Annotated in this window: 19 protein-coding genes and 1 pseudogene; 12 read left to right on the top strand and 8 right to left on the bottom strand. The window is 66.1% G+C overall.

Features of this window, described 5'->3' with window-relative positions; genetic code table 11:
- Positions 1–18: 18 nt before the first annotated feature.
- The gene (locus tag ACZ54P_RS17985; RefSeq protein ID WP_465462666.1) at positions 19–900 is read left to right on the top strand and encodes an alpha/beta fold hydrolase; all 882 of its coding nucleotides are present in this window, start codon (positions 19–21) and stop codon (positions 898–900) included.
- An 83-nt stretch (positions 901–983) separates the two neighbouring features.
- Here the strand turns inward: ACZ54P_RS17985 and ACZ54P_RS17980 are convergent.
- Positions 984–1,127 (bottom strand): annotated as a pseudogene (locus tag ACZ54P_RS17980) (transposase); the annotation flags it as partial.
- A gap of 1,956 nt (positions 1,128–3,083) precedes the next feature.
- On the opposite strand from ACZ54P_RS17980, the gene ACZ54P_RS17975 reads away from it, so the two are divergent.
- From ACZ54P_RS17975 to ACZ54P_RS17965, 3 genes are read left to right on the top strand one after another with little or no spacing between them, the layout of a single operon-like run.
- Positions 3,084–3,644 (top strand): RNA polymerase sigma factor, encoded by a 561-nt coding sequence (locus ACZ54P_RS17975; protein ID WP_465462665.1) that lies wholly within the window; start codon positions 3,084–3,086, stop codon positions 3,642–3,644.
- A complete protein-coding gene (locus ACZ54P_RS17970; protein ID WP_465462664.1) occupies positions 3,641–5,071 on the top strand; it encodes a hypothetical protein in 1,431 nt (476 codons plus the stop codon). Before ACZ54P_RS17975 ends, ACZ54P_RS17970 begins: the two co-directional genes overlap by 4 nt.
- Before the next feature lie 17 nt (positions 5,072–5,088).
- On the top strand, positions 5,089–6,090 hold the full coding sequence (locus tag ACZ54P_RS17965; RefSeq protein WP_465462663.1) for a sugar phosphate isomerase/epimerase family protein: 1,002 nt from the start codon (positions 5,089–5,091) through the stop codon (positions 6,088–6,090).
- Positions 6,091–6,161: 71 nt separating this feature from the next.
- Here the strand turns inward: ACZ54P_RS17965 and ACZ54P_RS17960 are convergent, their stop codons facing one another.
- Positions 6,162–6,653 (bottom strand): ATP-binding protein, encoded by a 492-nt coding sequence (locus tag ACZ54P_RS17960; protein WP_465462662.1) that lies wholly within the window; start codon positions 6,651–6,653, stop codon positions 6,162–6,164.
- Between the two features lie 155 nt (positions 6,654–6,808).
- Entirely contained in the window at positions 6,809–7,663 is an 855-nt protein-coding gene (locus tag ACZ54P_RS17955) for a DUF4394 domain-containing protein (protein ID WP_465462661.1), read from the bottom strand.
- Between the two features lie 144 nt (positions 7,664–7,807).
- Between ACZ54P_RS17955 and ACZ54P_RS17950 the strand changes: the two genes are divergently transcribed.
- Positions 7,808–8,338, top strand: a complete 531-nt coding sequence (locus ACZ54P_RS17950; protein ID WP_465462660.1) for a sigma-70 family RNA polymerase sigma factor — start codon at positions 7,808–7,810, stop codon at positions 8,336–8,338.
- The gene (locus ACZ54P_RS17945; RefSeq protein WP_465462659.1) at positions 8,335–8,994 is read left to right on the top strand and encodes a zf-HC2 domain-containing protein; all 660 of its coding nucleotides are present in this window, start codon (positions 8,335–8,337) and stop codon (positions 8,992–8,994) included. The genes ACZ54P_RS17950 and ACZ54P_RS17945 overlap by 4 nt, the downstream gene beginning before the upstream one ends.
- Positions 8,995–9,255: 261 nt before the next feature.
- Here ACZ54P_RS17945 and ACZ54P_RS17940 read toward each other — a convergent pair whose 3' ends face one another.
- Both ACZ54P_RS17940 and ACZ54P_RS17935 read right to left on the bottom strand, forming a co-directional pair.
- Entirely contained in the window at positions 9,256–9,927 is a 672-nt protein-coding gene (locus ACZ54P_RS17940) for a fasciclin domain-containing protein (RefSeq protein WP_465462658.1), read from the bottom strand.
- Between the two features lie 118 nt (positions 9,928–10,045).
- Complete coding sequence (locus ACZ54P_RS17935; protein ID WP_465462657.1) at positions 10,046–11,629, bottom strand: molybdopterin-dependent oxidoreductase; 1,584 nt, start codon at positions 11,627–11,629, stop codon at positions 10,046–10,048.
- Between the two features lie 206 nt (positions 11,630–11,835).
- On the opposite strand from ACZ54P_RS17935, the gene sigK reads away from it, so the two are divergent.
- Together sigK and ACZ54P_RS17925 are read left to right on the top strand one after the other, a co-directional pair.
- Complete coding sequence (sigK, locus tag ACZ54P_RS17930; RefSeq protein ID WP_465462656.1) at positions 11,836–12,444, top strand: ECF RNA polymerase sigma factor SigK; 609 nt, start codon at positions 11,836–11,838, stop codon at positions 12,442–12,444.
- The gene (locus tag ACZ54P_RS17925; RefSeq protein WP_465462655.1) at positions 12,441–13,142 is read left to right on the top strand and encodes an anti-sigma factor; all 702 of its coding nucleotides are present in this window, start codon (positions 12,441–12,443) and stop codon (positions 13,140–13,142) included. The genes sigK and ACZ54P_RS17925 overlap by 4 nt, the downstream gene beginning before the upstream one ends.
- 148 nt (positions 13,143–13,290) lie before the next feature.
- On the opposite strand, the gene ACZ54P_RS17920 is transcribed toward ACZ54P_RS17925, so the two are convergent.
- Positions 13,291–14,580: a serine hydrolase domain-containing protein gene (locus tag ACZ54P_RS17920; protein WP_465462654.1), complete on the bottom strand. Its 1,290-nt coding sequence runs from the start codon at positions 14,578–14,580 to the stop codon at positions 13,291–13,293.
- Between the two features lie 516 nt (positions 14,581–15,096).
- Here ACZ54P_RS17920 and ACZ54P_RS17915 point away from each other — a divergent pair.
- The gene (locus ACZ54P_RS17915) at positions 15,097–15,759 is read left to right on the top strand and encodes a lytic polysaccharide monooxygenase auxiliary activity family 9 protein (protein WP_465462653.1); all 663 of its coding nucleotides are present in this window, start codon (positions 15,097–15,099) and stop codon (positions 15,757–15,759) included.
- Between the two features lie 457 nt (positions 15,760–16,216).
- Positions 16,217–16,558 carry a hypothetical protein gene (locus tag ACZ54P_RS17910; protein ID WP_465462652.1) on the top strand — a complete coding sequence of 114 codons (342 nt, stop codon included), beginning with the start codon at positions 16,217–16,219 and terminating at the stop codon, positions 16,556–16,558.
- 54 nt (positions 16,559–16,612) lie between these two features.
- Here the strand turns inward: ACZ54P_RS17910 and ACZ54P_RS17905 are convergent, their stop codons facing one another.
- Positions 16,613–17,818, bottom strand: a complete 1,206-nt coding sequence (locus ACZ54P_RS17905) for a M24 family metallopeptidase (RefSeq protein ID WP_465462651.1) — start codon at positions 17,816–17,818, stop codon at positions 16,613–16,615.
- 327 nt (positions 17,819–18,145) lie between these two features.
- Between ACZ54P_RS17905 and ACZ54P_RS17900 the strand changes: the two genes are divergently transcribed.
- The gene (locus ACZ54P_RS17900) at positions 18,146–19,141 is read left to right on the top strand and encodes a hypothetical protein (protein ID WP_465462650.1); all 996 of its coding nucleotides are present in this window, start codon (positions 18,146–18,148) and stop codon (positions 19,139–19,141) included.
- 162 nt (positions 19,142–19,303) lie between these two features.
- Here ACZ54P_RS17900 and ACZ54P_RS17895 read toward each other — a convergent pair whose 3' ends face one another.
- Positions 19,304–19,516 (bottom strand): DUF3072 domain-containing protein, encoded by a 213-nt coding sequence (locus tag ACZ54P_RS17895; protein WP_465462649.1) that lies wholly within the window; start codon positions 19,514–19,516, stop codon positions 19,304–19,306.
- A gap of 337 nt (positions 19,517–19,853) precedes the next feature.
- Here ACZ54P_RS17895 and ACZ54P_RS17890 point away from each other — a divergent pair, with 337 nt between their 5' ends.
- A complete protein-coding gene (locus tag ACZ54P_RS17890) occupies positions 19,854–20,588 on the top strand; it encodes a phosphotransferase family protein (RefSeq protein WP_465462648.1) in 735 nt (244 codons plus the stop codon).
- The last annotated feature ends 107 nt before the right edge of the window (positions 20,589–20,695 follow it).

Raw genomic sequence — 20,695 nt, 5'->3', positions numbered from 1 at the left:
CGGAGCAGAAAGTAGAGCATGCACGAGGAAGTTGTCCGTCCACTGGCGATCGGTCGGACACAGTTCAGTTACCGGTTGCTCCGGCAGTCCGACCCGCGGACCGAGCCGGTGATCGTGATCGGCGGCGGGCTCCAGGGCAGTAACGGCTGGCCGCATATGGAGGATCGGATCACCCCGATCGCGTGCCTGGTGACGGCGGACCTCCCCGGAATGGGGACGTCGGACCCGTTGCCTCCCGGTGCCGGCACCGACTTCATGTGCGCCGCCCTCGACCGGATCATCGACGATCTCGGTGTACCGCGGGTCAACCTGTTCGGGTATTCCTACGGAGCGGAACTCGCCTTCGGCTGCGCTCAGCGCAGCCCTCACCGCATCGCGCGGCTGATCCTCGGCGGAGTGGTCTCGCATACCGACGCGGCACAGAGGGAATCGTTGCGCGAGGCGGCCGACCACCTCGCGATCGGGGCGACCGAGGAGTTCGCCACGGTGGCCGCGAAAATGCAGCTGTGCCTCGATGAGAATCGCCGCATCCCGCGACGTTCCCTCGTGTATCGGTACGTGCGGCGGTCGATGCTTCACGTCGCCGTCCATGTTCCGCACGTGATGGATTACCTGCGTCGTTCCCTGATCAGCGGCCCGTCCTTCGACGGTGGCCTGTCCGGGGTGCCGGCACTGGTGTTCACTGGCGAACACGATTCCATTACCGCTCCCGAACGGCAGCGCGAGTTCGCGGCCACCATATCCGGCAGCCGGTTTCTCACGATCAAGGATTCCGACCACTGGGTCGTCCTGGAGCGCGCGGCCGACGTCGCCGATTTGACGGTCCGCTTTTTCACCGACCGCCCCTTGGAATCCGCGCCCTATGTGACCGTCATGGACCCCCTCGGGTCGAGTCGTTGATTCGCCGTCAGTTCTCAGGGTGCGGATAAGAGGGTGTCTTACGTGGTGAGTTTGTGGAGTCTCTTGTGGCAGGTGAGGGTGGCTCAGAGGGTCAGGAAGGCGAGGAAGTGTTCGGCTTTGCGTTCGTAGCGCAGGGTCAGGCGGCGGTATCCGGTGAGCCAGGCCATGGTTCGTTCGATCACCCACCGGTGTTTGCCGAGTTTGTCACCTGCTTCGATCCCTTTGCGGCGGCCGGGTGTGCCGGGCGCCGCGCGGCGTTCAGGGAACAGGTGTCTGTTCGGTGGGCGGGGTCAACTGCTGGTCGCCGCACACGCATGGATCAGGGCGAGTACCGAGACCGTCCGGTAGATCCTGCGCAAGGAGTGCGTGTCCTGGCAGGCGAACAGGACCTGGAAAGCCAGCAAAGACCCCGACTGGCCGTGTCTTCGGCGACTGCCTCGCGCGGGCTCTCGTTGAAGTGGCCAATTCTGTTCTACAGGAAGTCGCGGTCCACCGGCGAGGCCTACTTACCGTGCGCTGTGGCGAGTTCGATCTGTTCGGGGCGTCGGGTGTACTCGTGGTCCGTTTTGGCTTCGAACGACCCGGCGGCGGGCGGAGACCAGGTACCGACTGGAATCAGTCAACCGGAGGGTTCTTGGTTCGAGTCCAAGCGGGGGAGCGCAAGCCCAGGCCACGCGGCCTGGGCTTCTTCGTGTCTGGACACTAGGGGCGATTTCAATGTCGATTTTGACGTCCGTACAGCGGCCGCTACGGTCTCAGACAGTACTCGAAGGACCTGGGTCCGGACTGCGGCGGCACCGTCCTCAGCCACAACGGCAGCAAGACGATGAACGCCTCGGTCACCTTCGGGGCCACCGCCAGCGAGGCGGCGCTCCCGGCGGCGCTGAACAAGCTCCTCAAGACAGTCTTCTGCGGCAAGTGAGGAAGAACGAAACGGTCGGCGGCTAACCACCGGCCGTTTCGTCGTCGATGACCGCGAGCCGGGCGGTGAGGTCGCCGACGAAGCGGCCGATGAGAGCGCCGAACGTCTTTCGGTCCTCTTCGGACACTCACGGTTGCCCAGCGATACGACGCGGCTGTTCGGCTTGGTCGTTGGCTAGTGCAGAAGGTCTGGCGGTAGTAGCTTCCGGGACCAGGTATCGATAATGACCGTTACGTCCTCTGGAGCGTGGCGATCGACATCGGCGCACACCACGAGGAGGCCGATCTCGGCACCCGCGATCTAGTGCTGTCGCCGAGTATTCTCAACTGGCCGAATCTCACCGCACAGGTATGCGGTCCGCGGCCATCAACTATCCCGACAGAGGGCTGGAAACCCGGAACGCCCGTGATCCAGACGCACTCACACGACTCTACGGAGACACCAGGGCGAGGTTGCTCGCCGACCTTCAGCTGGAACGGTCGACGACCGAGCTGAGCACCCGCCATGACCTGTCGCCCTCCACCGTGTCCTACCCCGCATCTATGGAGAGCGCACCGCACGCCCTGTTCAGCGGCGCGGTGCTTCTTCGGCCTAATGATGCTGCCCAACTGCACCAGGCTTTCGTATCCATGCAACGACGTCCGGATCGGCCTGCGTCGGCTGTCCGAGTTCACCCGGATCGCGGTACGCCGCTGGACCATCGCAGTCAGGTGCGGTGACCGCCGTCGTATCGGGATGATCTTACGCAGCGGCCCGGTAGTGGGATCGGCGGTCAGTTGAACGTCGATTGCGCTGCATGAAATTTCACGCGGTGCCTGCGTGAGACGCCAAATGAGTACGGCAGAATTCTTTCTACGTGAGAAAGGGCTACCCAAGGTGAATTTCCACGAGAGCAGAAGCGATGACTGCAGGGCAGAAGATGACCGCTCCCAGGAAGCAGGTCGACATGTTTCGCAGCCGGCAGGCACTGACGTCTCGACCGTGGCGAACTTCGCCGCAGCAGCGATCATCAACACCTACATGACCACCCATTCGATCTTCGCCACAGTGCTCGTGGCGGTGGTCGTCCTCATCTTGGCTCTCGTGCTCGGCTGAGCTTCTCTCGTCGGGCCGGGGGCACGCTACCGAAGAAATTCGAACTCAGGTTTCACGGTGGAGCTTCCTCGCTCGCCTAGTTCTTTGACAGGGCGGAACAGGAGGGCTCGATGGCGATGGAGCGATCGGAGGCGCGGTGGATCGAGAACAGGTTGGCGGGGGCGGCGTGCCCGCACCAGACCCTGACCCGCTGGCAGGCTTTCAGCTCTTCATGGAGGAGAACTATCGGCACTTCCTCACGTCGCTGATGTACATCGGCGCGAGCAAAGAGGACGCGGAGGACGCGATCGGAGACGTCATCGTCGACATGATCCGCAAGAAGTCGTGGGGCACGCTGAGGCATCCCAAGGCGTGGGTCCGCACAGCTGTACTGCACACCTTCTACGACCGGCGAAAACGAGAGCGGCAGCGACCCGAGCGGGAGCTCAAGGGCTACCACCTCACGCCTGACTCCTACATCGACCACGACCTGGACGGCTGGGAGAGCCGGGAGTGGGTGAGTCAGATGTTGGGCGTGCTGCCAAAGGCCCAACGCGACGTCGCCGAGCTGGCTCTCTTGGCGTTCAAACCCCGTGAGATCGTCGAGCTCCTCGGCAAGAGCTCCGACGCCGTCCGCCAGAACCTGGCTCACGCCCGCAAGACTCTGAAAGAGAGTCTGGGCAAGGACTACCGGATCGATCGGGTCCAGCGCCCAGCATCAACTCCGCGGAAGGAGGGCACTCTGTGAACATCGACGATTCCCAGCGGGACGAGACGGTCGGTCAGGCCTTTGCCGACTACCTCAACCTGGTGGACAACGTAGTCGCGCAGATCAGCGACACCGACATCGCCGCCAGGATCCGCCGTGCGATGAACCACGGTGCACGCAACAGCGAACCCGTTACCGCACCCCAAGAGAGTCCGGCTCAGACGGCCTCCTCGCAGACGCGAGCCCCTGACGCAGTCGGTGAGTCGCGGCCGCGAGAAGAACCTCCTGGGCCGAAGACCGGCACCGTGTTGCCCGTCGGCACTGCCGCTCCCCGTCACGCCTGGGTCTGTCTCACTCAGAGCCGGAAAGTCAGCCATACCGCGGACAGCGTTGTGGAGGGCACAGGATCGCTACTGCTTCCCGGCGGCGACCTGAGGACGATGAGCGACGATGACCGCGAGGAAACGCGGGCCGTGGTCGAGCAATGGCGACAACTGCTGAACGCGTGCCCCGCCGGGGCGTACGGCGCGGAAGGCTCAGCGATCGTCCTGGCGACAGTGGCCACGCTGGCAGAGACCTTGATCGCGGACCGGGACGAGCACACCGCCCTCGAGCTGATCCAGGCCGTTTCCCCGCAGCTGGTCTCTCTGGGCTACTGCCACCCGGCCGGGTTCGGAGTGCGACGTGCCTGGGCCGAGGCTCTGTCCGAACTCGGCCGGTACAGGCAGGCGGAAACCAGTTTGCGCGCGCTCAGCGAGGACGAACAGCGAGCGTTCGGCTCTGCTGATCCGCGGACGACGCTGCAGTTGCACTGGGCGCAGGCCGGTCAGGGCCGGTTACACGAGGCCGACGACGGGTTCCGCGTGTTGCAGAACCGCCTAACCGAGACGCCGGGAACCGACATGCTGATGCTGCGGCATCTGCAATGCCGGCACTCCTGGCTCCGCGGACGACTCGGACTGGTGGATCAAGCGGTGAGTGACTACGCCGCCGTAATCACCAACCGCACCGACGAAATGGGCCAAGACCATGCCGACACTCTTGACACGCGGCATTCCCAGGGCAAGATCCTCGTGGTCAACGGTCAGGGGGCACAGGCGCTTCCCTTCCTGCAAGCGTTGGCCGAAGACCGCGCACGTATCCAGGGAGACCGTCACCCCGACACGCTGGAAACCCTAAAATACCTCCACCTTGCCGAGGTACAGACGGAGCCACGCGACGACCGCCTCGTGGACCGGGCGATCCGCGAACTCGTCGAGATCCACCGCATCCAGCGGGAACGACAAGGCCAGGACCACCCCTCACGGCACGACACAGCCGCATCGCTTCGCAAGCTCCTCCGCGGCGAACCGATCTCCGGCCCGCGTACACGTTCCGATCACGGACGACGAGCAGCGCCGGACGATGCCGCGCCGGCACGGGAGCGGCACGTACGCACAACAACTAACCGACTCTCGAGCAACTAGCCAGCGAGGTAGGACGAATGAAGCTTGGACTGCTCACGGCCGCTCTCGGCGACATGTCCCTGGAACAGGTCGCCGAGTGGGCACCGCAGGCCGGATACCAGGCGCTGGAGGTGGCGGCCTGGCCCGTCGGCAGCGAACACCTCCATCAGGCCGCTCACCTGGACGTGGCCGGCTTCACCACCGACGCAGCCGCCCGCGTGAAGGACTTGATGGCCCATCACGGCTTGACCATCTCCGCAGTGACCTACTGCGGCAACAACCTGCACTGTGATCCCACCGAACGCGATCGCGTCCACCGGCATCTGCGGGCCTGCATCGACGCGGCAGCACTCCTGGGCGTCCGGCATGTCACCACCTTCATCGGCCGGGACATCACCCTGCGGGTCGCCGACGACCTCAAGCAAGCCGAGCAGCATCTGCCCCCGCTGGCACGGTACGCGGCCGACCGCGGCGTGAGGCTGCTCGCCGAGAACTGCCCGATGGAAGACTGGCACCCCGACAGAGACCCAGCCAATCTGGCCTACTCGCCTGAGCTGTGGGACTGGATGGCCAACCTCGGCTTCGGCCTCGCCTACGACCCCTCCCACCTGCCCCGGCTCGGCATCGAACCACTCGACGCCCTCGAACACGCCTTGCAAGCAGGCCTCGTCGGCCACTTCCACGCCAAAGACATCGAGATCGACCAGCGGGCACGCACCCGTTACGGAGTCTTTGGCGGAACAGTCGGACGCGCCTCGCCCACCGATGCCGGATGGTGGCGATACCGCATCCCCGGCCTCGGACAGCTGGACTGGAACCGCATCATCGACACACTCCATACAGCCGGATACGACGGCGACGTCGCAGTCGAACACGAAGACCCAGAATGGAGCGGCACTCTCGACAAGACCCAACAAGGCCTCCAGATCGCCGCCCGCACTCTGCGACCCTTAGTAGTCACCGAGCCCGAGAAACCAACAGACACAAGCTCAGGCGCGGCTTCGCGCTGGAGTTCGTGGGAGGGCGTCGATCAGGAGTAGACCGTCTGCCGTCAGCTCCTTCGGCGTCGTGGCAACGTTCACAACCTCGGTGAGAGCACCGGCCGACGCTCTCACCGCTCGTAGTGCATCTGCGCGGGAACCAGCGCCCACACCACTTTCCCGGACTCTTTGGGCAATGCTCCCCACTCGAGCGACAGGTGGGTGACAAGACGAAGTCCGTGATAGCCGGAGCCGGGTCGTTCTTCCGTTCTCGCTTTCGTCCACTCGACGTCGGGGTCGTCATCGGTGACTTCGACCAGGAGGCCGCGGTCTGTACGGATGACGCCGAGTTTGCCGGGAGTGGTGGTGTGCCGGTAGGCGTTGGAGACCAGCTCGTCGACCACCAGCACGACCGCGCCCAGCGGTTCGTGTTCACTACGCCCGAAACTCAGGCAGTTCACCACCGTCGCATGGACGCGACGTAGTTCAGGGCGGTTCGACAGTTCGAGCCTGACCTCCGCCGCCCAGGAGACTCGCTGGGTCAGCCGTTCGACTTCCTGGTCGATGTCCACCGGAAGGGGCGGCTCGGCCCCGTCGTTCGCTGGATCCGGATTCCCGTTCAAGTTGGTTCCCCTTCGACTGTCGTCAAAGGGGTTTCGAGACAGCGAAGCGGATGGGTGGTGCGGGACGGCGATGTCACTCATTCGGCGAACAAAAGAACCAGCAGGTAGGCCGAATGCTTCGCCGGCGCACCGTCCACTCCGCGCGGGTAGGAGGATCAGCTTGTCAGGGTGAGGCCGACCGGCTGCGTGAGCAGCGGCGACAGGACGCGGGCTCGGCCGGTGGTCAGGTCGACGCGGACCAGGAACGGGATACCGTGTGCCCGGACGGCCGCGACGGCCTTGTAGTCGCGCGGATCGAACGCACCGGCTTTCGCGGCGCCGGCGACGTCGAAGCCGTTCACCGAGCTGATGTCCAGCCCCAGTCCGCCGATCGTGGTGAGCTGGCCGGCGTTGGGCGACACGACTGGTGTCTCGCCGGGCAGGCTGCCCTGTTTGACCAGGGTGTCGTGTTTGGAGTCGAGGCCGTAGAGCGCGGTTGAGGTCGCTCCGGCGACGCTGTTGGTGTAGCCGGACGCGGTCACGCGGGGAGTCTGAGACCGGCCCGGGTAGCTCAACGGTGTGTCGGTGCCCGCGAGCGCCCCGGTGTCGGGGTGCAGGCGGAGGTTGACGCCGCTGTCGGTCACGACCCTGATCCGGTCGACGACCGGGTTGAAGTCGAAACCGATCGCCTTGCCGCCTGAGGTGATCCGCGAACCGACCGCGGTGGCCTTGGCCGTCTTGGCGTCGATCCGGTACAGCTGCCCCGAGCCGGACAGCGCATAGAGCGCGCCGGTGGCGGGCCGGGTGTCGACGCCGATCAGCCGGTCGCCTTCGGCCAGGCCGGAGATGCGTTTCGTCGAAGCGGGCAGCAATGGCCGTTCGCAGTGGTGTCTGCTCAGGGTGCCGTTCTCGCTCAAGACGAGGATGTCGCAGTCGCTCTTCCCTGTTGGCGTGGCGGAGGCGACGGTTCCACTCGCCATGAGGGTCAGGATCACGCTTCCGGTCACCAGCGCGCGGGTGGTTCTGCGCATGTCAGCTCCTGTTGTCGAGAGGGGTTTACGGCCGGTGTATACGGCCGTGGTGTCCTTCGCGTTCATCCATTCCCGGAAAAATCGGGGATCGGCTGAACATTCGCCCTACCTGTTCCGAACACAGTTCGGCAGGAGGGACACGGAATGAGCAGATCGGCCGTTGGTGGCCTCGGCCTGACCGGGGAACACGCGCTCCGTGCGGTGTACAACGCGCACGGACCGGAGCTGTACCGGTTCGCGATGCGGCAGCTGAACGACGACGGCGCGGCCCAGGACGTGGTGCAGGAGGTGTTCTTGAGAGCGTGGCGAGCGGCGGAAAGGTTCGATCCCGAGGTGGCGAGCCTGCGGGTATGGCTGTTCGCGATCGCGAGGAACGTGATTACCGACGAAATACGCCGCCGGTCCGTTCGCCCGGCCAGGGATTTCGGTCTGGCAGATGAGCCCACCGACCCGGGCTTCGACGAGCGACGGGTCAACGCCTGGCTCGTGGAAGAGGCGCTGCGGCGGATCACCCCGGAACACCGGGTGTGCCTGGTCGAAACCCATTTGCGCGGCAGACCGTACGCGGAGGTGGCCGCCGGACTGGGCATCCCGGTCGGGACACTGCGCACGAGGTTGTTCTACGGACTGCGGGCGCTTCGCGTCGCGATGGAGGAAATGGGGGTCGAGCTGTGAATCCCGATGATCACCGCGTCCTGCGGGAGAACTTGGGCGGCTACGCGCTCGACCGGCTTGACGAACACGAACGACTCGCGATCGACGCGCATCTGTCCGGCTGTGCGGAATGCCGGTCGGAGCTGCGAGAACTGAGTCCGGTCGTGCGTGCGCTCAGCCTGGCCGATGCCGCGCAGGTCAGCGAACTCGGGGAGGTATCGGTTCCACCCGATCTCGGCGACGCGGTCGTGCGGGCGGTGGGTACGGAACAGCACCGCCGCCGGCCACGGCCCCCGCGGTGGGCCGTGGCCGCGGTGTTCGCTTTGGTCTGCGGTGCGAGTGTCGGCTGGATCGCGCATCCGGACGCACCGGCGCCAGGGCCCTTCGAAGCCGTGCCGGTTTCGGCGCAGGTTCCGGCGATCCACGCTTCCGCCAGGCTGGTGCCCCACACTTGGGGGGTCGAAATCAAACTGACCGGGACGGGCTTCGACGCGGACAAGCGTTATCGCGTCTTGGTCCTGGACGAGGCCGGGGCGCAGGCGGCCGCGGGCGAGTTCATCGGCACCGGTGCCACGGAAATGCGCTGCAATCTCAACAGTTCCGTGCTGCGCGCGAGTGCGGCCGGATTCCGGGTGCTCGACGCCGGGGGACAGGTGGTTCTCGCGTCCGACTTCTGACCCGGTGTCCCCGGGGATCGCGGAGGGGGCCGGTCGTCGCCGTGGCCATGGAGTAGAGCGACGGCGACGACCGGCGGAACGCCGCCGCTACAGCGTTCCCCAGGCGGCAGGTCGTGCTCATCCTGCCGCGTGGCTGGAGCCCGCACCCCGGATGGGCGGTGCGGGCATGGAAGTGGCCACCGCGGCTGAAGAGTCCGACAGCTGCGGCGGCCACCGTGACCGGGTCATCGACGGGGGAAGGCGATGACCCGGACGTGAGGGCTAGTTCTTGTTGGTGCCGGGGGTGAGGACCTTGTCGATGACGAAGACGGTGGCGTTCTTGGTGGGGATGTTGCCGCAGAGGATCTTGGCGCCGTTGACGGTCATGTTGTCGCCGGTGCCTTCGATCTTGACCGGTCCGCCGGCGGTGTTGAGGCTGTCGACCGAACCGGCGGTGGCGAGGCCCTTGGCGTCGTAGCGCTTGCCGACGACGTGGTACTGCAGGATCGGGGCCAGCTGGTCCGGCTTGCCCGCCAGTTCGGTGAACTTCGCGTCGCCCAGTGCGGCGAAGGCGGGGTCGGCGGGCGCGAATACGGTGATGGCTTCCTGGCTGTTGAGGGTGTCGACCAGGTTGGTGGCCTTGACCGCGGCGACCAGCTTGGTCAGCAGCGGGTTGGTCGAGGCGGCGCTGGCGACGGGCTGCGGGCCCATCGAGTCCAGCGAACCGGGCGAACTGCCCTGCGGCAGCTGCGAACAGGCCGGGCCGAACACGTCGGCGTTGGTGGTCACGCCGTCGGGCGAGCCGGTCGTACCGGAGCTGGACATCGGTGCCGAGGCGGGCGCGGGGGTGTTGCCGGCATTGCTGGATGCAGGGGCGTCGTCACCGCTGCAGGCGGACAGGGCCAGGGCGGCGACCGCGGTGAAACCGATTCCTGCGACACGAAGCTTGTTCATGAAATTCACTCCAAGATGAAGGCGGCTGGTTTTGTCCACTATGGACTGTTGTTTTTTTGTCTTCTTGCAAGGGATTCGAGGCTGTCAGTGACGCGGATTGGTCGTTCGTCGATCTTTCTCAGGCGGCGGTGAACGTGACGTTGTGCCAACCGGTCGCGCCGTCGGGAACGGTGCCCGCGCGCTGGTCGGTCTGGGTGTAGCCGGATTTGTCGGTGGCGCGGCAGAAGACCTGGTGTACTCCGGCGGGCACGTCGACTTCGGTCCACCACATCCGCCAGGTGTTCTGGTTGACCTCCCGCGAGAGGGTGGCGACCTGCCAGGGACCCTGGTCCATGCGGACCTCGACCTTGTCGATTCCGGTGTGCTGTGCCCAGGCCACGCCCGCGACCCGCACTTTTCCTTTTTGGACGTTCGCGAACCCGCGGTGCGAGTCGATCCGGGATTCGGTCTTGATGGGTGCTTCTTGCGCCCAGCTTCGCTTGAGCCAGTACGCCTGGCGTGCCGCCCAAGTGGTGACTTCGATGTCCACGACCCATTTCGTGGCTGATACGTAGCCGTACAACCCGGGCGTGACGAGCCGGGCGGGAAACCCGTGTTCGAGGGGAAGCGGCTCGCCGTTCATGCCGATGGCCAGCATCGCGCCGCGATCGCGGTCCTGTGCCGCGGCCACCGGTGTGCCCGATGTCCAGCCGTCGACACTGGTGCAGAACAGTTGCTCCGCACCGGGTTTCACGCCGGCCTCGGCGAGCAGATCGGCCAGTTCGACGCCGATGAAGTTGGACGTGGACACGTAGTCCCCGCCGACTTCGTTGGACACGCAGGTCATCGTGATGGTGCGTTCGAGCAGCGGCCTGTTCCGGATGTCGTCGTAGCTGTAGCGGATTTCGCGGTCGACCATGCCGTGCAGCCGCAGACTCCAGTCCTCCGCACGCAGCTGAGGTACCGAAAGCGCGGTGTCCACGCGGTAGAACTTGTCGTTCGGTGTCAGGAACGGCGGGGTGCCCAGTTTCGCGAAGTCGGCGTCGACCGGGATCGTCGGCGCGGTCCGCGCGGGGACCAGTTTCCCGATCGCTTCACGTGATGCCGTCGCGTCCCGCGTCGAGCTGATCAGCTGACCGCCCAGCCCCGCGGCACCGGCGCCGACCACGACACCAGCCCCGCCGATCAGGAACGCCCGCCGAGAGGTACCCGCCTTCTCCTCGGAGTCCGGCTCGCGCCATACGCGCGGGGCGATCCGGTGGAGGAAAAGGAAAACCGCGATCCCGGTGAGCAGACTGGCGAGCGGCGCGACGAGCGCGACCACCGTCAGGTCCGGACGCTGAGACACCGCGAACGTCCCGATCAGCCCGAAGACGGCGATGATCACCGTGCCTGGAACGGGCGAGCGCCGTGACAGAACTCCGGCGAGCGCTGCGGCCAGGACCATGACCGCAGCCATGCTGCCCAGCAGTACCAGCTTGTCGTAGACGCCGAAGGTACGAACCGCGAAATCCTTCAGCTCGACCGGCGTCAGGTCGATGGCGCCGTTGCCCACGGCGAGGTACGGCGACGCGTTGATGCTGATGAAACCGGCCACCAGATGCCCGATCGCCAGCGCGGCGGCCAAGGCGAGGACTCCGGTGAACGCGGCCGCGAAGAAACGCAACCGGGTTCGCTGCGGCGGCACGGGGCTCTCGGGGGTGGTCCGTTCAGGGGCGGTCATGCGCTGTCTTCGGCGCCACCGGGTCGTCGGGATTGGCCTTGTGACCACACCGACACCCGGCTTCACCCGATCGGGTGGGACAAGCTCTCCGGAAACCCATACCAATACGGACGGCGCTCGCCGACGAATCATCGGTAACAGCTCGCCCGCGGCGCAGTCCGTTCGTCGCGAAGTGCAGGCTCGGCTTCGGCCGGGAAGGACTCGTCATGGCCGCCGCGCGCGCCACCGTAATCGCCCTCCGTCCATCGCTCCATCACGCGCTCGACACCCCGCCGACGTCGGAGGAACTGCTCGGTCTTTCGGCGCGCGGTGACGAACAGGCCTTCGCGGCTCTCTATGACCGGCTCGCCGGTCCGATCTTCGGCACCGTACTTCAGGTCTGCCGATCCCGGGCCCTCGCCGAAGAGGTCACCCAGGAAGTCATGCTCGAGATCTGGCGCAAGGCCGCGAGGTTCGACCCGGCTCGCGCCAAGGTCACCACCTGGGCCCTGACGATCGCGCACCGGCGGGCGATCGACCGGGTCCGTTCCGAGCAGTCCGCCCGTAACCGCGAGGATCGGGCCGACCTGTTGGACCTGCGTCGTCCGTACGACGACGTGGCCGAAGCGGCAGTGTCCACTGAGGAACACCACTTGGTTCGCGAGGCACTGGCCGGGCTCACCGAACTGCAGCGGGAATCGATCCTGCTCGCCTACTTCCACGGATTCACCTGCCAAGAGGTCGCCGACAAGCTCGGCGTCGCCCTCGGCACCATCAAGACCCGGGTCCGTGACGGCCTGATCCGGCTGCGCGACACGGTAGGAGTAACACGATGACCACCGCCGAAGCCCATACCCTGACCGGCGCCTACGCGCTGGACGCGGTCACCGACCTCCAACGAGCCACCTTCACCCGGCACCTGGCCACCTGCTCGACGTGCGCACGAGAGGTCGCCGAACTCCGTGAAACCGCGGCAACACTCGGCGCGGCGATGACCATCGACCCCGGCGACGGCCTGCGCAGGCGGATCCTCACCGAGATCACCGTCACGCGGCAGGCACCGCCCTTGATCGAGGCGGAGAAGAACTTACCCCGGGGTTGGCTTAAACGTGCCGCTGTGGCTGCCGTGGCCGTCGCCGCCGCGGCGGCGGTTTTCGTTGGTGGCGTTACCGTCGGCACGACGCCCTCGGCTTCTGTCCCGGTCTCCGAACCTATCGTGGCGCCGGACAGGGCGGTGGTCCACGCCGATGGAACTCGGGGCGGGTCCACCATCGTTGAATTCTCCCGACAGAGCGGCGAAGCCATCATCACCGCACAAGGCCTGCCTCGACTCGATGTCCGCCAGGTCTACCAGGTGTGGCTCATCAGCTCTCGAGGCGCACAATCGGGAGGACTTCTACGGTCGGACGCCGGAACAGTCGCCGTACCCCTCGCAGCCGATGTCAGCGGCGTCGGAATCACCGTCGAGCCCGCGACTGGTTCTCCGCAGCCCACCACAACACCCGTCGTCCATGTGCCGCTAAACCTCCGGTGACGTGAGCCGAACAGCTCAGGCCGCGCCGGCTGGTCCGTCAACCGGCGGGGCCCGAGCTGCCGATCGTCCGCGGCAGACCGGCAACTTGGAGGCAGGGTGCCCGAAGTTTCATGACCCATACGCTCTGCCGCCGATCAAGGGGACCCCGTTATCCGAGGCAGGAGCGGACGGCTTTGGCGAGGTTCGCTGCCCTGGGGTCGTCGGGTCGGAAGTTCCAGAGGTTGGTGACGTAGCCGAAGCCGACACCGGCGTCGGGGTCGGCGAAGCCGATCGATCCGCCGGAGCCGGGATGTCCGAAGGCTCCCGGTCCGGTCATCGGCATCGGCGGGCATGCCCGGTGGAATCCGAGTGACATGTAAAAGGAGCGGTCGGCCGGGATGTGCAGTCCCGGGGGGAGTCCGTGCATCGGTGTCTTGTCGGTCTGGACGGCGGTCATGTTCTTCACGGTGGCCGGATTCAGCAGCCGAATACCGTCGACGGTGCTCACCGTGGCGGCGTACATCCTGGCCACCGATCGCGCGTCGGCGAGCATGTTCGCGGCCGGGAACTCCGCGGCGCGCCAGGCGCGGGAGGTGAAGTAGTCGGTGGTGGGGTCGAGGGCGCCGCCCAGTTCGCCTGCCCGGGCCTGCACGGAGCCGGGCTCCCAGAGGGCTTTGACCCACCTGGTGACGGTGTCCGCGTCCAGCCCGGTCAGGTTGATCATGCCGGCGATCAGTTCTTCCAGGGTGAACGGCGCGGCGTAGTGGATTCTGGCCACTCGGCGTTCGTGTTTCTCGGGTAGCCCGATCCAGGCGCTGAGTCCGAGCGGCCGGGCGACCTCGTCGGCGAAGAACGTGCCGAGTGACTTGCCGGTGATCCGGCGGACGACTTCCCCGACCAGGAATCCGTACGTGACGCTGTGGTAGACGTGCTCGGTCCCCGGTTTCCACAGCGGTTTCTGTGCTTCGAGTGCCCGGATGACCGGGTGCCAGGCGCATGCCTGCTCGAAGGTCAGCGGGCCGTCGACGATCGGAAGGCCGGCCTGGTGCGACAGCAGCCAGCGCACCGGAATCTCTTCCTTGCCCGCGTCGCCGAATTCCGGCCAGTATCGGGCGACCGGGGCGTCGAGGTCCAGTTCGCCGCGTTGGGCCAGCATGTGCGCGCAGATGGCGGTGGCGCCCTTTGTGGTGGACGCGACCTGGACGATGGTGTTCTTGCGCCACGGCCGGTTCGCCTCGCGGTCGGCGAGGCCGCCCCACAGGTTGACGACCTGGCGGCCGCCCACGTAGACGCTGCACGCCGCGCCGACTTCCCCGGGGCTTTCCTTGAAGTTCCGGCGGAAGACGTCGGCGACCTTGCCCCAGCCGTGCTCGACGCCAGCGCCGCTCTGGCTGTCCTCGGCCGCGCCGGCCTGCCCGGCAAGACCGACGAGCGCGCCCGTGGTCAATGCTCCGGCCAAGACTGTCCTGCGTCGAACCCGTCCCTGCTCGGATGTTCCGTCCACCATGTCGCAACCCCTTCTGGTGAAGCCTTGAGCTCGAATGACTTTGCGGGGACCACGATCGCCGAGTGCGCTGACGCGGCGCTGACACCGCCCTGACACGGCCTGAACGCCGGGTGCCTGACACGCACCGGGGCTACGCTGACCAAAGTGCCCATCGGGGACGACATCGCCGCCTTTCGCGACGACTGATCAAGCACACCACCTCGCCGCGCTGAAAACCGATCCTGGTCTCGGCTCGGTCAGCCCGCCGCCCCGCATCGGCGGCGGCGCGATCGCGCCCAGCGCCGTCGTGATGGAAAGGGCAGGTCAGCGCACGGAAAGGGAAGATCACTTCAAAGAAGTGCGAAACAAACCACGCGCATTGCCCACTGGTTCGTTGAAGTTTCGCGAGGGGGCGTATACGCTGTTGGGTGCTCTGGGAGCGCTCCCATATTGATCATCGTCGATCATCCCGAGAATGGAGTCACATCCATGCGTATGTGCAGCACCTCGAGGTCCGTTACCAGACGGCGGAGCATCATCGCACTGGTCATCGCCACGCTCGCCGGCATGTTCGTCATGGTCCCGGCGGCTTCGGCACACGGCACCATCGTTGGTCCCGCCACCCGCGCCTACCAGTGCTGGAAAGCCTGGGGCAGCCAGCACACGAATCCCGCCATGCAACAGCAAGATCCCATGTGCTGGCAGGCGTTCCAAGCCAACGCCGACACCATGTGGAACTGGATGAGCGCGCTGAGGGACGGCCTCCGCGGAAACTTCGAGGGGTCCACTCCCAATGGACAGCTCTGCAGCAACGGCCTCGCACGCAACAACTCCCTCAACACCCCGGGCCCGTGGAAGACCACCAGTATCGGCAGCGACTTCTCGATGCACCTGTACGACCAGGCCAGCCATGGTGCTGACTACTTCCGTGTCTACGTCAGCAAGAACGGGTACGACCCCGCCACCCAGAGTCTCGGCTGGGGCGACCTCGACTTCATCACGCAGACCGGCAGGTACGCCCCGGCCAAGGACATCACGTTCAACGTCCGGACCTCCGGCGCCTACCGGGGACACCACATCGTGTTCACGATCTGGCAGGCCTCACACCTGGACCAGACCTACATGTGGTGCAGTGACGTGAACTTCGGCTAGGAATCTGGCAAGCCGACCTGAATCCGGCGGCACAAGGCCGCCCCGGTGTCAGTGCCGACACCGGGGCGGCCTTGTGCCGCCGTGGTTCGGCTGTATCGAGGGCGTAGCGAAAACCGCGGACGGGGAAACCGTTGGCACTGCGCGGGTTTCCGGAGCGACCCTCTGGTCGCTTCGCGTGCGACATGCCGACTACCTCCGTTTGTCTTGTGGTGTGCACTCCACCGCCATGCCAGGGTGAGGCTGGTCAGGCGGCCGCTCAGCGAGCGGACACAGGGGAGGATCTCGTGGTGGGCGCGAAGGCGACGTATTTCTTGCCGGTGGGCGACAACGAACTCAGCATGGCGTCGTCGGGGTCGTGACCGGGTTGCGCCGTCATGCGGTGAACAAGCCGGCTCACAGCTTGAGCCGGGCTCGCGTGAGTGGCGTTTCGGAGCTGTGCAATGTAGAACATGGGTTCATGTCCGACCAGCAGCCAATCCCTCATCCCGCCCGGATGCCCGCTGCGCATGCGCCACCGCAAGCGCGGCGAGTAAGTGCCGGCTACCGGCGATGGGCCGGTGTACTCGTCTGGCTCGCGATCATCATCGCGGTTCTCATGGTGGTCGCGTTCGTGACGAGCTTTGTCCTCCTTGCGAAGGCGGACGCGGACACGAGAAACGCTGCCTACGGGTACATCGCCATCTTTCTCTGGTTCGGGATCATCGCCGCGTTCCCTGTTCTGCTCGGGGTCGCCATCCCCGGTGTGCTCATGACGCGGCGTGTGCGGCGGCAGCAACGGTCGGGGATTCCCTTTTCGTAAAGCGGCGACAGGGGTGACTCGGTGGCGCCCGTCACCACATGCTCTCGCGTCGGTTCAGGCTGACAGAGTGTCCTCGAAGGGAAAGGTCGTCAGCTGTTCTCCCGCGCCAGACCGGATCAAATACGGGTTTTCCAGTTTGACACCTTCCGTACCGTCGTCAGCGGTCACATAGCTTTCCACGCAAATGATCATTCCGGTTTCGAGTGTGCCGTTGTAGGACGGTGTCCGCGCTTCGTACGCAGGCGGAACCTGGGGATACTCGACCGACATCCCCACACCGTGCACATAACCGAAACTGTGCTTGCGATAGCCTTCGGGTGGCAGCCAGGCCCGATCACGAAATTCCCGGAAAGTCAGCCCCGCCCGCAACAGAGCGGCGTTGTGCTCCAATTGTTCGCGAGCGAGAGCGTAGAGGGTTCGTTGCGTTCCGCTTCGCCGTCCGTCACCGGCGAGAAAGGTCCGGGACACGTCGGCGTTGTAACCGAACGGGCCGATCATGTCGGTGTCCAAGCACACCAAATCCCCCGCTTCGACCTCCCGAGGTCCGGCTTCCTGGTACCACGGCCTGGTCCTCGGCCCCGAGTTCAGCAGCCGTGTCTCGATCCATTCCCCACCTTGTTCGGCGTTCACGCGGTTGAGGATGGCCCAGAGTTCGTTCTCACTCATACCAGGGCGTGAACTCGCTTCGGCCACCTCGGCGAGGGCCTCTTCCGCCACCTCCAGCGACCTGCGCATGCACGCGACCTCTTCACTGGACTTGATCATCCGGGCGCGCTCCAGCACGCTCTGGCCGTACCGCACCTCGACGCCGACGTCTTGCAGCGCGGACAGCTCCGGCACACTTGTCCGGTCGATCGCCAGCGGACCTTGCCCGTCCACCAGGTCGGCGATTTCGGCGGCCCAGCTCCTCGCCCGTTCGGCCACGTCAGGACCACCCGCTATGTGGTTGACCGCGACCGCCCGCCGCACCTCCCCGATGGTGTCCAACCCCTCGCTGAGGTGGTCGGCATCGCGGTATTCGAACAGGATCGTAGGCCCGCTGGCCGGCACATAGAGATACCGGCTCGGGAAGTGCATGGTCCACAGCTGCATGTTTCGCGCGTCAGTGGCATACCGGATGTTGACCGGGTCATTGAGCACGGCACCCGCGTAGCCCGCCTCGCTCAGCGACTGCTGAACGCGCTTCAATCGGTACGCCCGCATTCGAGCCAACTCGGCAGCCCCGGGTGACGTCGATTCGTCCTTCTCGATACGGGCCATCCCTTTCCTCTCATTCGAGGGCCCCACCAGCCCCGGGTGACCGACGGAACCCGGTCACCCGACGCTTACCCCGTTTGGCCGCCATCGATGCACGCGCGCGGGACACCTGGCCCGGGACAGACGGCCTGGCTCGGTGTCGGCTCTGACCCGGCGGCCTCGCCCTTACCCCAGAGGTAATCGACAGCGTGCTGCTTCTCGATGATCCTTTGGGCAGAGCAGGAGCACCCCACCGAGAAGACCTGGTGACCGGCATCGCCGATCACCACGTTCCTGCGATGAGACCGAGCCGGGAACCGGCTTTCCACCGAAGTGATCGGAGAAAACCCGATGCGGGTTTCGAGATTCATCCCCGCCCTCACGGCCGCCCTTCTGTCCGGTGTCATCCTGGCGACCTCGGCGAACGCCGAACCTCTTGCCCGGCAACCGGACCGGACCACGACGGAAGTACCGGCGAACGTGCGGCAGTTCGTGGACACCTACCGCGCCTGGGGACGAAACGCCCAGGATGTCGGCGCGTACTTGAACCTGTTCGTCCAAGACGGGACGGCGCGCTTGTGGGACAGCGGGCTCGAAACGCCTCGGGACTGGGCGGGAATCAAGAGCCAGATCGAGGGCGTACTCCGGTTGGTCCCGGATTATGTCTTCGTACCGGAGACCGTCACCTCCGGCCCGGACGGCAGGGTCGTTTTCATCGAGGCGCTCAACACCGGCACGATCAAGGGCAAGCCGGTCTCGTTCAAGACGATGCACCGGCTCGTCCTCGGGGATCCCGCCGCGGGCAAGGATCCCGCCCGGGTGCAGGACGGCAGGCGGTTCTGGGACCAGGTCAACATGTTCCGCCCGGTCGAAGATCCGGCGAACCCACTGCGGAACCTTTTCGAGGGAATCACCTCGTCGGCGACCGATCCGGCCCCGGCGATCCCCTTGCCGCCGCGAGTCCGGCAGCTGGCCTGGAACCAGGAGATAGCCGAGATCCTGGTCGCCGGGCTGGACGGCACGGCGGCTCTGCAGGGACCTGGCCTGAGCGCCCCGATCTCCGGCCGCCAGGCCATGACCGAATACCTGGACCGGTTGTTCGGCGCGGTTCGTGACGTCGAGCTCGAGCCGCGGGCCACCGTGTCCGCGGGTGGCACCGAATACCGGGAGTGGGTCGGTACTGCGGTGGCGCTGGGTGGCGCCGACCCGCGCACGATCTCCTTCAGCCTGGTCGAGCGGACGGTGAAAACCGCGACCGGCACGGCCTGGTCGCTGCACTTCGACACGCTGGACCTGATCGCTTCGGCCCAGACAGTGAAAGAACTGCGCGCCCGGATCTTCGGCTAGACCTCAGCCAAGGCGACCGGAACTCCAGGCGGTACTCGAAACTGGCGGGCAACCCGGCCGTCCGGGGTTGCCCGCCAGTTTCGCCGCGACCAGCGAGCTGTGCAGACGTCTGGTCGATCGAGTGATCCGCCCCACTTGGTGACGGCGGCGGCGGAAGGCGGGTTACTGCCCACGTCCGGTCTGGTCCTGTAGCCGGTCGATCAGCTCCGACGCTTCCGCTTTGGTCAAGGTCTCCGGGATCGTCTCGCCCGCCTCCTGGGCGAGAGTGTGCAGGTAGGAGCGCTGAGGCCCGGTCATCGGCTCATCACCGGTCGCCCAGTCTTCGCGGGGTTTCTCCGGGCTCGGAGTGTCGCTCGGCTGCGTGTTGTCACTCATCTGAAGTCCTTCGGCTGGGCACACGGTCGTGCGGCGGTTACCCGGTCGGCAGGGAAGGCACACCTCTGGATACGAAGGTACGCAGCGGACCCGAAAGGCTCGGGTCCGCTGCGGCGTACTCATGTGGATGGCCGCGCCCGTCGGATCCGGGGCGCCAGGCGCAACCTGCGACGCTTCAGTTTTCTGGCGGTCGACCGTGCACATCGTTCGGAATACGGGATAGCGCGAAGGCGGCGTAGCGGGCCTCGGGTCAAACTCGGACGCGCTGGAATCCATGGTGGACACTCGGACGAAAACTCCGGCGACGTCGGTGGCCCTTCCCGCCACAATGGCAGGCATGAAGGTCGAAGTCGTCGTCGCCCATCACGAATGCGCGACCCTGCGCGCCGGCGACGTGTTCTTGAAGATCGACGCCGATCAGGCGCGTACCGACATCGAGGTCGAGGCGATGACTCTGGCTCCGATCCCGACCCCGGAAATCCTGTGGCGCAAGCCGCCCGTGCTCGCGCTCGCCGCCCTTCCGGGTAAGGCGCTCGGCCGCCTCGGCGAGCCGTCGACAGCGTCGCCGTCGGCCTGGATCGCCGCGGGCGCCGCCGTGCGGCTGCTGCACGACGCGCCGCTGCCACCCCGGCCCGGCCGAACCCCCGGCGAGTTCACCTCGCGACTCGACGCCGAATGCGAGTGGCTCCTCACGAACGGCGTCCTCCCCGCCGATCTGGTGACGCGGAACCGCCAGGTCGCCGAGGCCGCGCTCCGGCCGTGGACCCCGGTGTTCACGCACGGCGACCTGCAGGTCAGCCACGTGTTCGTCGACGGTGACAAGATCACCGGCGTGATCGACTGGACCGAGGCGGCCCAAGGTGATGCCCTGTTCGATCTCGCCACCTTGACGCTCGGCCACAGGGAACACCTCGATGATGTCGTGGCCGGTTACGGCACCGAGGTCGACCTCGACGTGATCCGCGGGTGGTGGTCGTCGCGGAGCCTGCTGGGGATCCGCTGGCTGGTCGAGCACGGCTTCGAGCCGGCCGCGCCAGGCTGCGAGATCGACGTACTGAAAGCCGGTATGTGAAGCCTGTCCGAACGGCGCAGAGCCCACGTCTCCGACCACACCGCGATCGTCCGCTGACCGGCGGACGCTGACTATCCAGGGTTTGGACGTCGTGCAGTCGCCCAGTG

This window comes from Amycolatopsis sp. NPDC034160, from assembly GCF_055575355.1.
The sequence above is the reverse complement of the archived record's forward strand: the minus strand, read 5'-3'. Positions and strand labels throughout refer to the sequence as shown.

Excerpts from the sequence above, each read along its gene's own strand:
- sigK (WP_465462656.1), top strand. The coding sequence starts at position 11,836 with ATGGCCGCCGCGCGCGCCACCGTAATCGCCCTCCGTCCATCGCTCCAT.
- ACZ54P_RS17935 (WP_465462657.1), bottom strand. The coding sequence starts at position 11,629 with ATGACCGCCCCTGAACGGACCACCCCCGAGAGCCCCGTGCCGCCGCAG.
- ACZ54P_RS17890 (WP_465462648.1), top strand. The coding sequence starts at position 19,854 with ATGAAGGTCGAAGTCGTCGTCGCCCATCACGAATGCGCGACCCTGCGC.
- ACZ54P_RS17910 (WP_465462652.1), top strand. The coding sequence starts at position 16,217 with ATGTCCGACCAGCAGCCAATCCCTCATCCCGCCCGGATGCCCGCTGCG.
- ACZ54P_RS17895 (WP_465462649.1), bottom strand. The coding sequence starts at position 19,516 with ATGAGTGACAACACGCAGCCGAGCGACACTCCGAGCCCGGAGAAACCC.
- ACZ54P_RS17905 (WP_465462651.1), bottom strand. The coding sequence starts at position 17,818 with ATGGCCCGTATCGAGAAGGACGAATCGACGTCACCCGGGGCTGCCGAG.
- ACZ54P_RS17985 (WP_465462666.1), top strand. The coding sequence starts at position 19 with ATGCACGAGGAAGTTGTCCGTCCACTGGCGATCGGTCGGACACAGTTC.
- ACZ54P_RS17950 (WP_465462660.1), top strand. The coding sequence starts at position 7,808 with ATGAGCAGATCGGCCGTTGGTGGCCTCGGCCTGACCGGGGAACACGCG.
- ACZ54P_RS17900 (WP_465462650.1), top strand. The coding sequence starts at position 18,146 with ATGCGGGTTTCGAGATTCATCCCCGCCCTCACGGCCGCCCTTCTGTCC.
- ACZ54P_RS17940 (WP_465462658.1), bottom strand. The coding sequence starts at position 9,927 with ATGAACAAGCTTCGTGTCGCAGGAATCGGTTTCACCGCGGTCGCCGCC.
- ACZ54P_RS17925 (WP_465462655.1), top strand. The coding sequence starts at position 12,441 with ATGACCACCGCCGAAGCCCATACCCTGACCGGCGCCTACGCGCTGGAC.
- ACZ54P_RS17965 (WP_465462663.1), top strand. The coding sequence starts at position 5,089 with ATGAAGCTTGGACTGCTCACGGCCGCTCTCGGCGACATGTCCCTGGAA.
- ACZ54P_RS17955 (WP_465462661.1), bottom strand. The coding sequence starts at position 7,663 with ATGCGCAGAACCACCCGCGCGCTGGTGACCGGAAGCGTGATCCTGACC.
- ACZ54P_RS17915 (WP_465462653.1), top strand. The coding sequence starts at position 15,097 with ATGCGTATGTGCAGCACCTCGAGGTCCGTTACCAGACGGCGGAGCATC.